13 protein-coding genes and 1 pseudogene are annotated in these 14412 nt (G+C 64.3%); 9 read left to right on the forward strand and 5 right to left on the reverse strand.

Going from position 1 to position 14412, the window contains the following annotated elements; translation table 11 throughout:
- Positions 1–37: 37 nt before the first annotated feature.
- The gene (locus tag A5788_RS18135; RefSeq protein WP_064869124.1) at positions 38–1291 is read right to left on the reverse strand and encodes a cytochrome P450; all 1254 of its coding nucleotides are present in this window, start codon (positions 1289–1291) and stop codon (positions 38–40) included.
- Between the two features lie 160 nt (positions 1292–1451).
- Between A5788_RS18135 and A5788_RS18140 the strand changes: the two genes are divergently transcribed.
- From A5788_RS18140 to A5788_RS18165, 6 genes are all read left to right on the forward strand, one after another.
- Positions 1452–2423 carry a LysR family transcriptional regulator gene (locus tag A5788_RS18140; protein WP_064869127.1) on the forward strand — a complete coding sequence of 324 codons (972 nt, stop codon included), beginning with the start codon at positions 1452–1454 and terminating at the stop codon, positions 2421–2423.
- A 325-nt stretch (positions 2424–2748) separates the two neighbouring features.
- Positions 2749–3867 carry an NDMA-dependent alcohol dehydrogenase gene (locus tag A5788_RS18145; protein WP_064869185.1) on the forward strand — a complete coding sequence of 373 codons (1119 nt, stop codon included), beginning with the start codon at positions 2749–2751 and terminating at the stop codon, positions 3865–3867.
- 61 nt (positions 3868–3928) lie between these two features.
- A complete protein-coding gene (locus tag A5788_RS18150; RefSeq protein WP_064869126.1) occupies positions 3929–5194 on the forward strand; it encodes a cytochrome P450 in 1266 nt (421 codons plus the stop codon).
- Between the two features lie 23 nt (positions 5195–5217).
- Positions 5218–5619, forward strand: a complete 402-nt coding sequence (locus A5788_RS18155; protein ID WP_064869123.1) for an SRPBCC family protein — start codon at positions 5218–5220, stop codon at positions 5617–5619.
- On the forward strand, positions 5616–6059 hold the full coding sequence (locus A5788_RS18160) for a nitroreductase family deazaflavin-dependent oxidoreductase (RefSeq protein WP_064869120.1): 444 nt from the start codon (positions 5616–5618) through the stop codon (positions 6057–6059). Before A5788_RS18155 ends, A5788_RS18160 begins: the two co-directional genes overlap by 4 nt.
- Positions 6056–6754 (forward strand): nitroreductase, encoded by a 699-nt coding sequence (locus A5788_RS18165; protein WP_064869116.1) that lies wholly within the window; start codon positions 6056–6058, stop codon positions 6752–6754. Before A5788_RS18160 ends, A5788_RS18165 begins: the two co-directional genes overlap by 4 nt.
- 263 nt (positions 6755–7017) lie before the next feature.
- Here A5788_RS18165 and A5788_RS18170 read toward each other — a convergent pair.
- A pseudogene (locus A5788_RS18170) lies at positions 7018–8432 on the reverse strand (amidase).
- Between the two features lie 82 nt (positions 8433–8514).
- Positions 8515–9108: a TetR/AcrR family transcriptional regulator gene (locus tag A5788_RS18175; RefSeq protein WP_064869113.1), complete on the reverse strand. Its 594-nt coding sequence runs from the start codon at positions 9106–9108 to the stop codon at positions 8515–8517.
- A gap of 126 nt (positions 9109–9234) precedes the next feature.
- On the opposite strand from A5788_RS18175, the gene A5788_RS18180 reads away from it, so the two are divergent.
- From A5788_RS18180 to A5788_RS18190, 3 genes are all read left to right on the forward strand, one after another.
- On the forward strand, positions 9235–10482 hold the full coding sequence (locus A5788_RS18180) for an MFS transporter (RefSeq protein ID WP_231894130.1): 1248 nt from the start codon (positions 9235–9237) through the stop codon (positions 10480–10482).
- Positions 10483–10629: 147 nt separating this feature from the next.
- Positions 10630–11799: an acyl-CoA dehydrogenase family protein gene (locus A5788_RS18185; protein ID WP_064869110.1), complete on the forward strand. Its 1170-nt coding sequence runs from the start codon at positions 10630–10632 to the stop codon at positions 11797–11799.
- A gap of 27 nt (positions 11800–11826) precedes the next feature.
- Positions 11827–12951: an acyl-CoA dehydrogenase family protein gene (locus A5788_RS18190; RefSeq protein ID WP_064869107.1), complete on the forward strand. Its 1125-nt coding sequence runs from the start codon at positions 11827–11829 to the stop codon at positions 12949–12951.
- Between the two features lie 19 nt (positions 12952–12970).
- Here the strand turns inward: A5788_RS18190 and A5788_RS18195 are convergent, their stop codons facing one another.
- Together A5788_RS18195 and A5788_RS18200 are read right to left on the reverse strand one after the other, a co-directional pair.
- Entirely contained in the window at positions 12971–14134 is a 1164-nt protein-coding gene (locus A5788_RS18195; protein ID WP_064869104.1) for an LLM class flavin-dependent oxidoreductase, read from the reverse strand.
- Positions 14131–14316, reverse strand: a complete 186-nt coding sequence (locus A5788_RS18200) for a hypothetical protein (RefSeq protein ID WP_064869101.1) — start codon at positions 14314–14316, stop codon at positions 14131–14133. Before A5788_RS18200 ends, A5788_RS18195 begins: the two co-directional genes overlap by 4 nt.
- Positions 14317–14412: the final 96 nt, after the last annotated feature.

Raw genomic sequence — 14412 nt, forward strand, 5'->3', positions numbered from 1 at the left:
TGTTGTGGGACAGTGATATCCGGTCAGGGACATTCGGTCAGGCTGGCTGCGGTGCGAGCATGCGGTATCGGATGGGCAGCGACTTGATGCCGCCCACGAAATTCGTCTCGAGGAGCTGGGCATCGCCGGTCGCCTCGATCCAGTCGATCCGGCGCAGCAGTTCGCCGAACAATGCCCGCATCTCCATCTTCGCCAGGTGTTGGCCGAGGCACTGGTGGACGCCGAAACCGAAGGCGATGTGGCGGTTGGGCTTTCGATCGACGCGGAATTCGTGCGGTGCGTCGAAGGCGTCGTCGTCGAAGTTCGCCGACGGGTAACACATCATCAACGAGTCCCCGGCACGGATCGTCTGTCCGCCGATCTCGTAATCCTCAGTGGCGGTACGGAAGAAGTGCCGCACCGGCGAGGTCCAGCGGATACCCTCGTCGATCGCCAAGTCCAGCAACGAGGGATCCTCGCGCAGCTTGGCGAGTTGCTCGGGGTGGCGCAGAAGTGCGTCGAGCAATCCCGCCGTCGACGAACTGGTGGTGTCGTGACCAGCCAGGGCGACCACGAAATAGTAGGAGTTGCGGTCGAAGTCGCTGATGGGCTGGCCATCGACCTCCGCGTTGGCCAGCAGCGAGACGATGTCCTCACGCGGATCTGCGCGCCGCTTCTCGGTGAGCTCGGTGAAATAGGCGAAGACCTGCTTGGCCGCGGCACCGGCGTCGACGGCCTCGCCGCCGTTGACCTCGGGGTCGTTGCCGGCAAAGTGCTGCTGGGTCAGCCGCAACATGAGCGGCTCGTCCTCCTCGGGCACCCCCAGCAGCAGCATCACCGCGCGCAGCGGATACCAGACGGCGATGTCACGGGCGAAATCGCAACGGCCACCGAAGGTTTCCATGCGATCAACAAATGTCGAGGCCAGTCCCGTCAACTGCTCGTGCATCGCCTTCAACGCGGGCGGCATGAACCAGGACTGGGTGAGCATCCGGTACTTCTTGTGTTCGGGATCGTCCATCTGGATCAGCGTGTGCGATGCCTGCGTCGAGCCGGTGACCGCTCGGATCTGCTCTTCCTCGACCACCGAGCGCAACGCCGTGCGCGGCGCGTTGATGAACAGTTTCTGCTGACGCTCGATCTCGACGACGTCGCTATAGCGGCTCACTGTCCAGAACGGCCGGTAGCCCTCCGGCTCGGTCCACCGGATCGGAGCCTCACGCCGCAACGTCGAGAAGATCTCGTGGTAGCGCGCCATGTCTGCGTAGGTGCGCGGATCGGCGATCGCGTTGCTCAGAGCTTGGTCGTCCATCGTGTCTCCCGAGGTAATGAGGGAATGTGGGGCGGAGCTCATGCATTTACGCAGGTGGCCTACATCACATTCCGGCTGTGAGAGCACGCTAACAGCGCTTGAGAAATTAGAAAAATGAATCCTTGACATACGCGGCATGAGATGTGCGAATATCGACCATATGAACCTGCGTGACCTGGATGTTCGCCTGCTGTATACACTGGAGGCCATCCATCGGACCGGGTCGATTTCGCAAGCCGCTGACGAACTCGGGGTCAGCCAACCCGCCGTCAGCCACTCGCTGCGGCGGCTCCGCACCACCTTCGACGATCAGCTGTTCGTGCGGACACCGACCGGAATGCTCGCCACGCAGCGCGGCGAGTACCTCGCCGGCGCGGCCCGGCGCATCCGTGCGGTCGTCGATGACGAACTCGACTCGTCGTCGACCTTCGATCCGGGCCGGCTTGAGCGGACCTTCCGGATCTTCATGACCGACTCGGCCGAGATGGTGCTGCTGCCGCAGATCATGCACCGTCTGCGGGCGCGGGCACCACGCATCAACATCGCCTCGTCGACCCTGCCGCCGGATGCGATGGTGGAGGCGCTCGACCGGGGTCTGGCCGACCTCGCCGTCGGACCGTTCCCTGAGCTCTCGCAGTCCGGCCTGCGACGCGAGCGGCTCTACCGGCGTGGTTTTCTGTGCCTCGCCGCGCGCGATCAACCCGCGGTCAACCAGCACGGACTGACCCGCGAGGTCTACCTCTCCGAGGCCCACCTGGTCATCCATTCACCCGGCCGCACCCGGGATGTGTTCGAGGAGTTCCTGAGCGAGAACGGATTTGATCGCCGCGTTGCATTGACCGTGCCGCACATGCTGAGCGTTCCCGCGGTGGTCCGCGAGTCCGATCTCATCGCCACCGTCCCGCAGACGGTGGGCACCTTCTTCAGCGGCTATCCCGGCATCCGGGTGTATCCGGTTCCCTTTCACGAGGATCCGGCACCGCCTCGGACCACCGTCGCGCAGTACTGGAGCCGCCACGCCGAGACCGACCCGGCGACCACCTGGCTACGCACCCAGTTCCGCGAGCTCTTCCACGAACCGGACAGCCCACCCGCGTCGACCTCGGACAATTTGTCGGATCTGACCAAGTAGAGCGATCCCGCGCCTGCGGAAACCTCACATTTGGCCAGAAACGTCAAGCGCGCGGAGTGTTTCTTACGAGAAGTGGCGTCTCTGCGCACCGACAACGCACAGTCGATTCCCGTTCGCGTATCGAGTGGATACCGTTGACGCACAAACACTTTCAGCGCGATTGTGGTTGCGTCGACTCGATCGGTACACCGATCAGCATTCACCGCGCGAATAGATCACATCAACGACTGTCATTTGTCAGTCACGCCACACAGTCCTAGCGTCTGGGACACAGATCACGATGATCACGGTCCGCGGCTCGGCCGCTGATTCAGAAGAGGACACCATGCGAACACAAGCCGCCCTGCTGCGCGAAGTACCCGGAAAATGGTCGGTCGAGGAGGTCGAACTCGACGCCCCGCGATCCGGCGAAGTGCTGGTGGAAATGGTGGCCACCGGCCTGTGCCACAGCGACGACCACATCGCCCAGGGCGACATCTACGCACCGATGCTGCCCAAGATCTGCGGACACGAGGGCGCCGGCATCGTCCGCGAGGTCGGCCCGAATGTGACCGGCCTCGAGGTGGGCGACCACGTCCTGACGTCGTTCATCCCGGCCTGCGGGAAGTGCCGCTGGTGTGCGGCGGGCATGCAGAACCTCTGCGACAACGGCCGGCTGATCATGGTCGGCCACCAGATGGACGGCACCTTCCGGATGCACACCGACGACGGCCTCGACGTCTCGGCGATGGGTCTGCTCGGCACGTTCTCCCAGTGGCAGGTCTACGACCAAATCTCACTTCTCAAGGTGGACAAGGATATTCCGCTGGAAATCGCATGCCTGGTGGCATGTGGTGTGCAGACCGGCTTCGGATCGGCCACCACCGCGGGCAATGTCTCGGCGGGTGACGTAGTGGTCATTGCCGGGCTCGGTGGCATCGGCATGAGCGCCGTTCAGGGTGCACGGGAAAGCGGCGCGGCCCACATCATCGCGATCGATCCCGTTGCCGACAAACAGAAGTGGTGCCTGGACTTCGGTGCCACCGAGTCCTACGGCAGCTTCGACGAGAGCGCGGAGCGGATCGCGCACCTGACCAACGGACAGGGCGCCGACGTAGTGATCCTAGCCGCCGGCCTGGTGCCCAACGAACTGATCGGCGCCGGCTTCGCGGCGACTCGAAAGGCCGGCACGCTCGTCGTCACCGGCCTGAGTTCCCACAACGAGGAAGCCATCATCCCAGGCCTGAACGCGAACGTCTTGGCCATGAGCCAGAAGCGGATCCAGGGCGCGCTCTACGGAATGAAGTCACCACGCGAAGCCATGCCGATGCTACTGAACATGTACCGCGCCGGAAAACTCAAGCTCGATGAAATGGTCACCCGCACATACACACTCGATGACATCAACCAGGGATTCGACGACATGCGCGAAGGCCGCAACATTCGCGGCGTCATCCGGTTCTGATCGTCAGCAGCCCAACCACTACGCAGCCCAGTACTCACCAGTCACTCAGAAAGGTTCACTCATGTCCGAGGATACCGATCGTCAAGCAATCGATAACGCCATCGCCGATGCGGCAACGTATTCCAACCCAGAGATCTTCCACGACCTCTACAGCCGACTGCGTCGCGACGAGCCCGTCCGGTGGACGCAACCCGACGGACACAACCCGTTCTGGACCATCAGCCGTTATCAGGACATCATGAATATCGAACGTGCACAACAACAATGGATCGCAGCGCCGCGCACGGTGCTGCGCACCATCGAACGTGAGGAGAGCATCCGGCGGGTCACCGGCTCGTCGCAACCGATGCATTCGATGATGCACATGGATGAGCCCGATCATCGCAAGTACCGTCGGATCACCCAGGAATGGTTCATGCCGCCCAACCTTCGGACACTGACCGACTCGCTCGACGAACTGGCCTCGTCATTTCTCGACGACATGTCCGCTGCGGGAACTGAATACGACTTCGGTGAAGATGTCGCAGCCAAGTACACGATCCGCGCGCTGATGAAGATCATCGGAGTCCCCGCCGAGGACGAGGACTTGATGATCGACATCACCCAACGGTTCTTCTCACCCGCCGACCCGTCGATCAACAAGGGCAAGAAGATCGATCTGGGCAACACCCTGCAGGGCGCCTTCGAGTACTTCAACAATCTCGTCGCGGCCCGTCGTGCCGACCCCCGCGACGACCTGGCTACGTTGCTCTGCAACGCGACGATCGATGGTGAGCCGCTGTCGGATCATGACCGCAACTCTTACTTCTTCCTGCTCGCCATCGGCGGGCACGACACCACGGCGATCTCGCTCAGTGAGTTGCTCCTGGCCCTCCTGCAGCATCCCGACCAGCTGGAACGGCTGCGTGAGGACCGATCGCTACTCCCCACTGCCATCGACGAGGGAATCCGTTGGGGCTCACCGGCCAACCACTTCATGCGCACGGCTACCGCCGACACCGAGGTCGCTGGCACTACCATCCACGAGGGTGAAGCGGTGTTCCTGTGTTACCCGTCGGGAAACTTCGACGAGACCGCATTCGACAACCCCCGCGAGTTCCGGATCGACCGCTCCCCCAACCGCCACCTCGGATTCGGCTTCGGTGTCCATCAGTGCCTGGGCCAGCATCTGGCCAAGCTCGAGATGACCGCGCTGTTCAATCAGTTGCTCGATCGCACCGAATCCATCGAACTCGCCGGTGAGCCAGGACGATTGGCGTCGACCTTCGTCAGCGGCGTGACGTCGCTGCCGATCCGCTACCGCCTGCGTCAGGCACAGCTCGTCTGACATCGGAGCGGATTGGAGGATTCATGGCAGCAGTGCGCAGTCATGCGTGCATCCGACGGCCGGCCGCCGACGTGTGGGCGGCGTTCGCCGATCCCACCGCGATCCGCTGGTGGTTCCCCGGCGTGCAGAACGTCGAATTCGACGGCACCACAAGGACAGTGACCATCGAGGGCCGCGGCACCCTGGTGGAGGAGGTACTCTCCTGCGATGACGCGATCCGCCGATTCCGGTACCGGATTGTCGGCGGAAACCCTTCGTTGACTTCACACGTGGGTGTCGTCGATGTCATCGCCATCGACGACGACAGTTCCCTGGTGGTTCACACCAACGATGTCACACCGGACGTGGCCGCCGAACGTATCGCAATGGTGATTGAGAACGCGGTGGCCGCGCTGCGTGAGTTCATGGAAAGAGAAACCGTATGACCGAACAGTCCACCTACGAACCCAGCCCGTCGGAGATGGTTCGAGAACAAGTCGCGAAGTACGAATCCTCGGGCGGCACAGAGGGAAACACCCTCGCTGGTGTACCTGTCGTCGTGATGACGATGCGCGGTGCCACCAGCGGCAAGATTCGTAAGGTGCCCGTCATGCGCGTCGAACACGACGGGCAGTACGCGGCCCTGGCGTCCAAGGGCGGCGCTCCGACGCACCCGGCGTGGTACCGCAATTTGTTGGCCGATCCGCAGGTCACGGTGCAGGACGGCCCGACGTCGAAGACCTATCGGGCCGAGGTCGTCACCGGCGACGAGCGCGACGAATGGTGGGATCGTGCCGTCGCGATCTGGCCGGCCTATAACGACTATCAGGCCAAGACCAACCGGAAGATCCCGGTGTTCGTGCTGCGCCCACAGAGCGAGCAGTGAGTTCGTCGATCGAGTCCGTGCACCGCGCCGACGTCGTCGACGAGGTGCTTTCGGAGCGGTTCAGTTGTCGCGCGTACGAGGATCGCCAGGTGCCGCGGGCCACGATCGAACGCATCCTGACCGGCGCGCAACGCAGCGCCTCATGGTGCAACACCCAGCCGTGGAACGTCATCGTCACCTCTGGAACTGCCACCGACGACATGCGCACCGCACTCGTCGACCATGTAAAGTCTGGCACAGCAACGGGTTTCGACTTCCCGCCACCTACCGACTACGTCGGCGTCTACCGCGACCGTCGGCGCGAATGCGGTTGGCAGCTCTATGAGGCGGTGGGCATCGAACGTGGTGACCGCGCGGCATCGGCACGACAGGGCCTGGAGAACTTCCGCTTCTTCGGCGCACCACATCTGGCGTTGATCACCACCGACGCGACCCTCGGTGTGTACGGCGCGGTCGATACCGGCGTCTACGTGTCCACTTTCCTGACCGTCGCACAAAGCCTGGGTGTGGCCACCATTGCCCAGGCGGCCGTAGCGAACCACTCGGAGTTCTTCCGCGAGTACTTTTCCATCCCCATCGATCGAAAGATCCTGTGCGGCATCTCTTTCGGGTTCGCTGACACCACGCACCCGGCCAACGGCTTCCGCACCACCCGCGCACCTCTTGACGATGTGGTGACCTGGATCGGTGACTGAGCCGGACACAGTCGACGCGTAGGCGTGCCCAGTCAACGTGGGACCGCACCAGTCGACGCGCGGGAATGTGGCACGTCACGGCTGACCGGTGCACCAGCGTCGGCGCCGAGAAGACCGTCGTGCACTGAGCGCCCGCATTGCCGGATGCGTGTCAACAACTCCGTAGATCTGGTCGCATATAGCGACCAGATCTACGGAGCTGTGGGGCGCACTGTGGATCTCGATACGCGTCGGGCTCACTGCGTTCGCTCGTCGCTACTCGATCAGCGCGAGGCATCGATCCGCGCAAAAGGTTGCGCTGCTTCGAGTTCGAATGCCAACTCGAGGAGGGTCCGCTCGTCTCCGACGTCGGCGGAGAAGTGGACCCCCAGTGGCAGTCCGGCGTCGGTTTGCGCCAACGGCAGGCTGATGCCGGGCGTACCGGAGGTGTTGTTGATCGGCGTGAACGAGACGTATCGCATCAACCGCTCGAAGACGACGTCGAAATCGCCTGCGGGGTCGAGGTATCCGATCTCGGGAGTGGTGTGCGCGAGTGTCGGCGAGAGCACCACGTCGAACCGCGTGAACATCTCCCGAAACGTCGCGGTGGAGCGTGTGAGCGCGCGGATCATCGCGGGGGTGTGCCACATGCGACGCAGATACTTCCGCGACAGTCCGCGCGTGAACGCATCGAGCTGTGATCGCTCGAATCCCTTGCCGTAGGACCGTTTTCCGAAGTGGTCGATGAAGAAGGCCAGCAGCGCCCAATACTCGGTGAAGTCGTCGACGTATCGCCTGTCTACGGGGACCGGCACATGTTCGACGCCGTGCCCGAGCGACTCGAGCAGTTCGGCGACGCCTGCGACGGCGGTCTCGGTGTCGCGGTCGAGCAACTTCCGGTGATCGGTTCGGTCATCATCGCGACGCGGAGCTGACGTCGACTCTCGCCGGCCACGAGACCAACGGCGGGCAGATCGGCTGCAGACCGGTACTTTTCGGCATCGGCGAGGAAGTGTGCGGTGTCGCGCACCGAGCGGCTCACGATTCCGTTGGCAATCAGGTCGATCGGCATCTGCTCGGATTCCGCCGTCAGCAGCAGCCGTCCCCGACTCGGCTTGAAACCCACCAGGCCGCAGGCGGCCGCGGGGATACGGATCGACCCGCCTCCGTCGTTCGCGTGCGCGATCGGGAGCGCGCCTGCCGCGACCAGGGCGGCCGACCCTCCTGACGAAGCGCCACAGGAGAGTTCGGTGTTCCACGGATTGCGGGTGGGCGGCCTGTCGACGAATTCCGTTGTCGCGGTGAGCCCGAAGGCGGGCAAGGTCGACGCACCGACGATGTTCACACCGGTTGAGACGAACTGTTCGAGGAGCGGTTCGGTGGTCGACGCGGGGGTGTCAGGAGTAGCGGCAGAGCCGTTACGAGTCGGAATCCCGGCAAAGTCCGTGTTGTTCTTGACGATCGAGGGCACCCCCGCGAACGACCCCGCACCGAAATCGGCCTCGACGGCGCGTGTGCGGGCGCGCTCACGATCGTCGAAGGCGACCGCATTGAGCGTCGAGTTCACCGCGTCGATGCGGTCGAGCGCCGCGTCGACCGCTTCAACCGCCGAAATCTCGCCTGCGGCAATGGCCGCGCCGACACCTACCCCGTCGAGTTCGCCCAGCGCATCGTCGCGGAAGGCATGTACGTGCTGCATGGCCCGAAGCCTAGCCGCAGCGGACCGCCGTCAGGACACAATCAGTTCGCAACAGTTCACCGCACCCCAGCTCACCGAACCGCTACCGAACCATGGCCATGACGTCGGCGGCGAGGTCGGTGGCGTAGTCGTCGTCGATCGGCAGCGCGAAGACCGCATGGTGATAGAGCGGGGCGATGATGTGGTTGAGCACCTGCGGCACGCTGGGTGCGCTCTCGCCGCGCGCGGTGGCGCGGTCGATCATCTCCGTCGCCTGCTCCCGCCGGATCTCCCAGCAGGGACACACCTCGACAATGCCGTCGCGAGCCGACGTCATCGCCCGCAGATACGCACGACGTTTCGGACGGCTGATGTCGGCGGCGATGATCCGCGACCAGTCGGCGAGGTCGTCGGTGAATGTGCCGTGATCGGGCAGTTCCTCGCCCTGCGTCAGCGCGGCGACCGCGACCTCCTCGAGTAGATCGCCGATGGTCCCCCAGCGTCGATAAATGCTTGTGGGATTCACTCCCGCCAGCTCGGCGACCTGCGGGATGGTCATCGTCTCCCGCTCTCCGCTTCCTACGAGCTGACCGACAGCCGTGAAGACCGCACTCTGCACGCGAGCGCTCCGGCCACCGGGACGCTTGCCGTGCGATGGGGCCGTTGATGGAACGGTCTTCGACGCTGCGCTTTCCATCGACGATCTCTCCGTTGCCTGCGACGTTCCAGCCATGTCACCATTATTGCAAATCCCATTGCTTTTAGAACAGCGACCGCATACATTGGCCTTAATGCAATCAGCTTTGCCTTAGGAGACACGGTCGTGACCGCAACGTTGGAGAACACCGCTCGACGCCGCCGCGGCGCGCGGCCGCTGCACCCGCACCGCGCTTTCTGGATCGTCACCGCAACCATGATCACGGTGCTGTTCGCGTCGGCAGCCCCCTCCCCCCTTTACCCCGTCTACCAGCAGTTATGGGGATTCTCGCCGTTCACCCTGACCGTGGTGTTCGCGATCTATGTCGCAACCATGCTGGTCAGCCTGCTCACCGTCGGCTCGCTGTCGGATCACATCGGCCGACGCCCGGTCCTCGCGGTCGCGCTCGTGCTGCTCATCGGCAGCATGGTGTTGTTCGTCGTGGCCGACAGCGTCGGACTCCTGATCGCCGCACGGGCCCTACAGGGACTCGCGACGGGAGCGGCGATCGGCACGCTGACCGCCACGGTCGTCGACATGCAGCCGTCGGAGCGACTGGGCTCGGCGATCACCGGCGCGGGACCCACACTCGGACTGGCGGCAGGCGTCGTCGTTGCAGGCGTGCTGGTCCAGTACGCACCCGCGCCGCGATTCCTCGTCTACGAGGTGACGCTGGCGGTGTTCGCGATTTTGCTTGTCGCACTTCTGATCATCCCGGAGACGTCGGAACGCGTCGGCTTCGATTCCCGCCGCCATCTGTGGCGAACGCTCGCGCCGCAGGCGTCCGTGCCGTCGGCTTTGCGGAAGCTGTTCGTCACCGCAATCCCGGCCTTCGTGGCGACCTGGTCGATGGGAGGCCTCTACCTCTCGCTTGGTTCATCGGTGGTGGCGCGTGTGTTCGGCATCGCCAATCACGGAGCAGCAGGCGCAGTTCTGTTCGTATTCTTCGCCTCCGGCGCAGTCACCTCGCTGGCGATCACCACCTGGGACGCCAGTACCAAACTCGCTTACGGCTATCCCGCACTCGCCGGCGGCGCGATCATCTCTCTGGCGGGCGTCCTCACGTCGATGCTTCCGCTCTACATCGTCGGGTCGATCATCGCGGGTTCCGGTTTCGCGGCTACGTTCCTCGGGGCACTCGACAACCTGAGCAGCCAAACCCCGTCACATCAGCGCGGGCAGGTGTTCTCGGCAGTCTTCATCACGAGCTACATCGCCTTCAGCGTTCCCGCGGTGATCGCGGGACTCGTGGTGTCGCACATCGGTCTGCAGGAGACCGTCGTCTGCTACGTCGCCTATGTCCTCGCCGTCACCGTGTTCGGCGCACTCGTCACCGCATGGACGCGAACCAGAGACAATCGCGTTCGCGCCTGAGGCGTCGTCACTGACCCAACGCCACGGACCCGCCTCACTACGATGAGGACTCAGAATGCAGCGACAGCGTGGCCGAGATCACGATCTGGAGGAATCTCGCGGGGCCGCACTTTCGCAGTACAGGTGCCACAGGGTAAGACTGGTTACATGCACTTGAAGTTCGATTCAGATGAACAGAAGTTCCGCGAAGAACTCCAGAGCTTCTTCACGACGAAGATCCCCGAGGAGATCCGTCAGCGTGCTGCCGCAGGCACGCTGAACCTGCCCGACGACATCGTCACCACCCAGCGCATCCTCAATGCCGAGGGCTTGGCCACACCCGGCTGGCCGAGCGAGTGGGGTGGCCGCGATTGGACGCCGATCCAGCGCAACATCTACCACGATCAACTCAGCCTGAACTTCGTGCCCGATCCTCTGACGTTCAACGTCAACATGGTCGGACCGGTCATCGCGACGTTCGGTTCACAGGAGATCAAGGAACGATTCCTCCCGAAGACCGCCAACCTCGACATCTGGTGGTGCCAGGGCTTCTCCGAGCCCGAGGCCGGCTCCGACCTCGCGTCACTCAAGACCCGCGCCGTCCGCGACGGCGACCACTACATCGTCAACGGCCAGAAGACCTGGACCACGCTCGGACAGTACGCCGACTGGATCTTCTGCCTCGTGCGCACCGACCCCGACGTCAAGAAGCAGGCGGGTATCAGCTTCCTGCTCATCGATCTCGACACCCCGGGCATCGAGATGCGTCCGATCAAGCTCATCGACGGCAGCGTCGAGGTCAACGAGGTCTTCTTCAACGACGTCAAGGTGCCTGTCGAGAATCTCGTCGGCGAGGAGAACGCCGGCTGGACCTACGCCAAGTTCCTGCTCGGCAACGAGCGCACCGGTATCGCACGCGTCGGCTGGACCAAGACCAAGCTCGCCGAGGCCAAGAAGCTCGCCGCCGCAACGAAGACCGCGACCGGCACCTTGATCGACGACCCGCTGTTCGCCGCGCGCCTCGCCGAACTCGAAACCGAACTGCTCGCGCTGGAGGTCACCCAGCTGCGCGTCGTCGCAGGCTCTGCCGACGGCAAGCCGAATCCGGTGTCGTCACTGGTCAAGCTGCGTGGCAGTGAGCTGCAGCAGTCGGCAACCGAGTTGCTCGCAGATGTTGCGGGCGCGCGCGGATTGGCCGTTGACGCGCCGGGCGTCGGAACTCCGGAGTGGGCGCAGCTCGCGGTGCCCGAATACCTCAACTACCGCAAGGTGACCATCTACGGCGGTTCGTCGGAGGTCCAGCGCAGCATCATCTCGTCGTCGATCCTCGGCCTGTAGCCCGACAACCACACTTGGAGTAACACAATGGATTTCGAGCTCACCGAAGAGCAGTCACTGCTGCGCGACACCGTCCGCAGCGTGTTCAAGAGTTATGACATCGAGAAGATCCGCGCCGTGTCGGAGACCGACACGGGCTGGTCGACGTCGATTTGGGAATCGCTTGCCGAGATCGGCATCCTCGGACTGCCGTTCAGCGAGGACGCAGGCGGCACCGGCGCAGGGCCGGTCGAGGTCAGCGCGCTGATGGGCGAGGTTGGTCGCAGCCTCGCACCCGAGCCACTGCTGTACGGCGCGTTGTTGCCGGGCGTCGTCATCGACAAGGTCGCATCCGGCGACCGCCGTACCAGTCTGCTGACAGAGGTATCGGAGGGGCGGCTGCTGCTCGGATACGCACACGCAGAACCCGAAGATCGTTGGCCCGCAGCGGCAGTCACCACCACGGCGACCGGCGCAAGCGACGGCGTCACTCTCGATGGAGTGAAGTACCCCGTCCTCGCGGGTGACGTGGCACAGAAGTTCGTCGTCAGCGCCCGCCGCACCGACGGAACCATCGGACTGTTCATCGTCGACGCCGACGCGTCGGGTGTGACCGTCGACGGTTTCCGCACCTACGACGATCGCCGTGCCGCCCGGGTGAGCTTCACCAACGCCCCGGCGATCGAACTGGCCGACGGCGATCAGTCCGACGCGATCGCCTACGCGGACATCTTCGCGCAGACGGCTCAGTGCGCCGAGGCTGTCGGTGCGATGGAACGCGCGATGGAACTGACGACCGAATACCTCAAGTCGCGCAAGCAGTTCGGGGTGCCGCTCAAGACCTTCCAGACGCTGACGCAGCGCGCGTCGGACGTCTACGTCGCGCTCGAGCTGGCACGCAGCATGAGCTTGTACGCGACGGCGTCTCTCAACGACGAGGTCGACGACCCGTCGGTCTACAGCCGCACGAAGCTGCAGATCTGCCGCTCGGCACGCAAGGTGGGCCAGGAGGCGATCCAGATGCACGGCGGCATCGGCATGACAGCGGAATACCCTGTGGGACATTACGTTGCACGCCTCACCGCGATCTCTCGCACGCTCGGCGACGCCGACGAGCACCTCGGCGTGCTCTCGAGCAAGCTGGGCGACTACGAGATGGTGACCGTCAACTAGGTTCGCACCGGATGGGGGTTCATCGACGTGAGTCGGTGAGCCCCCATTCTGCTGCCAGGAGCTGATGGGAACGAAGCCGGTCGTCGAAATCGTGTGTGACGCTGGTGATCACGAGCTCGTCGGCGCCGGTCACGCGTGCCAGCGTGTCGAGTTGCTCGGCGACGGTCGACGGCGAGCCGACGAACTGCGTGCGGATTCGGTCGTCGACAACGGCGCGTTGCTCATCGGTCAGCGGCGCGGCGTTCTCGGGATCGAGGTAGGGTTGCGCTCCCCGACCGGTCCTTATGTCGTGCACCCAGTGACCGTAGGTCGACGCGAGATGTGTTGCAGTCGAATCATTGTCGGCAACGACGACGTCTGCGGACACCACCACGTACGGCTCGCGCAGTCGGGCCGACGGACGGAAGTTGGCCCGGTAGGCCTCGACCGCCTCGAGAACCGTTGCGGGACTGACGTGATAGTTCGCGACGAACGGCAGACCCTCTGCGCCCGCGACCTGCGCGCTCTGCCCCTTACTGCTACCGAACACCCAGACCTCGAGGTCGGCGTGTTCGCCTGGGACAGCGTGCAATTCGACGTCGCCGACGCGCAGACCGCCGTCGAGCAGCGCGAGGATGTCGGAGACGGCGTCGGCGAAGTCGGGTTGCGCGGCCCCCTCGAACTCCAGTGCCGCCGCGGTGGCGCCGATGAGCGGTGACGACAGAATGCTCGCGAGGAAGAACGGTTCGGGTAGGAGCAGGCCGTCGACGACGCGTTCGGGTTCGGTCGCGGGTGGCGGACCCTTCGGGCCCTTGGGCGCCGACGCCGCGGCGGCGAGCGCTTCGGTGCGCTTCTGCCCCGACCGCCCGAGCCCGAGGTCGAGGCGACCGGGAAACACGGCGTCGATGGTGCCGAACGCCTCGACGACCGACGCCGCGGTGTGATGCCCGAGTTGCACTGCCGCACTACCGACCCGAATCGACTCGGTCGCGGCAGCGACCAGGGCTATCAGCGTGGCGGTCGACGACGAGCCGACCGAGACGAAGTGGTGCTCGGCGAGCCAGAAGCGTCGATAGCCCCACTCCTCGGCCGCGCGCGCCAGCGCGATGCTGCGCCGCACCGCCTCTGCGGGTGTCGACCCCTCACTGACCGGCGCAAGGTCGAGGACTGAGAGTGGCAGCGGCGCAGCGCCTTTCGCTGTCATCGGCGGACGCGCTGGGGGTTGGTGTGAGCGGTCTGTGTGCTGACGCCGGCGTCGACGTCGCCGAATCCCGGGTAGCACGCCGCCGACGATTCGGGCGTCAGGCCAGCGGCTCCGCGCAACAACATCTGGTGGTGCGTCTCGACCATCTGCGACAACCCGCCCACCTTGGACAACCAGCTCATCGTCACTCCCGCAGCTCGAATTTCGGCAGCTCTGTTCCCAGTCCGCAATGTCCCAGTAAGCACCCATATGACGATCGAGAGAACGGTTGCGCTCAC

Origin of the sequence: Gordonia sp. 852002-50816_SCH5313054-c (assembly GCF_001665925.1) — a bacterium.
GTDB lineage: Bacteria > Actinomycetota > Actinomycetes > Mycobacteriales > Mycobacteriaceae > Gordonia > Gordonia jacobaea.

Coding starts and splice junctions, on each gene's coding strand:
- A5788_RS18150 (WP_064869126.1), top strand. CDS start 3,929: ATGTCCGAGGATACCGATCGTCAAGCAATCGATAACGCCATCGCCGAT.
- A5788_RS18200 (WP_064869101.1), bottom strand. CDS start 14,316: ATGAGCTGGTTGTCCAAGGTGGGCGGGTTGTCGCAGATGGTCGAGACG.
- A5788_RS18175 (WP_064869113.1), bottom strand. CDS start 9,108: ATGGAAAGCGCAGCGTCGAAGACCGTTCCATCAACGGCCCCATCGCAC.
- A5788_RS18160 (WP_064869120.1), top strand. CDS start 5,616: ATGACCGAACAGTCCACCTACGAACCCAGCCCGTCGGAGATGGTTCGA.
- A5788_RS18140 (WP_064869127.1), top strand. CDS start 1,452: ATGAACCTGCGTGACCTGGATGTTCGCCTGCTGTATACACTGGAGGCC.
- A5788_RS18190 (WP_064869107.1), top strand. CDS start 11,827: ATGGATTTCGAGCTCACCGAAGAGCAGTCACTGCTGCGCGACACCGTC.
- A5788_RS18155 (WP_064869123.1), top strand. CDS start 5,218: ATGGCAGCAGTGCGCAGTCATGCGTGCATCCGACGGCCGGCCGCCGAC.
- A5788_RS18135 (WP_064869124.1), bottom strand. CDS start 1,291: ATGGACGACCAAGCTCTGAGCAACGCGATCGCCGATCCGCGCACCTAC.
- A5788_RS18185 (WP_064869110.1), top strand. CDS start 10,630: ATGCACTTGAAGTTCGATTCAGATGAACAGAAGTTCCGCGAAGAACTC.
- A5788_RS18195 (WP_064869104.1), bottom strand. CDS start 14,134: ATGACAGCGAAAGGCGCTGCGCCGCTGCCACTCTCAGTCCTCGACCTT.
- A5788_RS18145 (WP_064869185.1), top strand. CDS start 2,749: ATGCGAACACAAGCCGCCCTGCTGCGCGAAGTACCCGGAAAATGGTCG.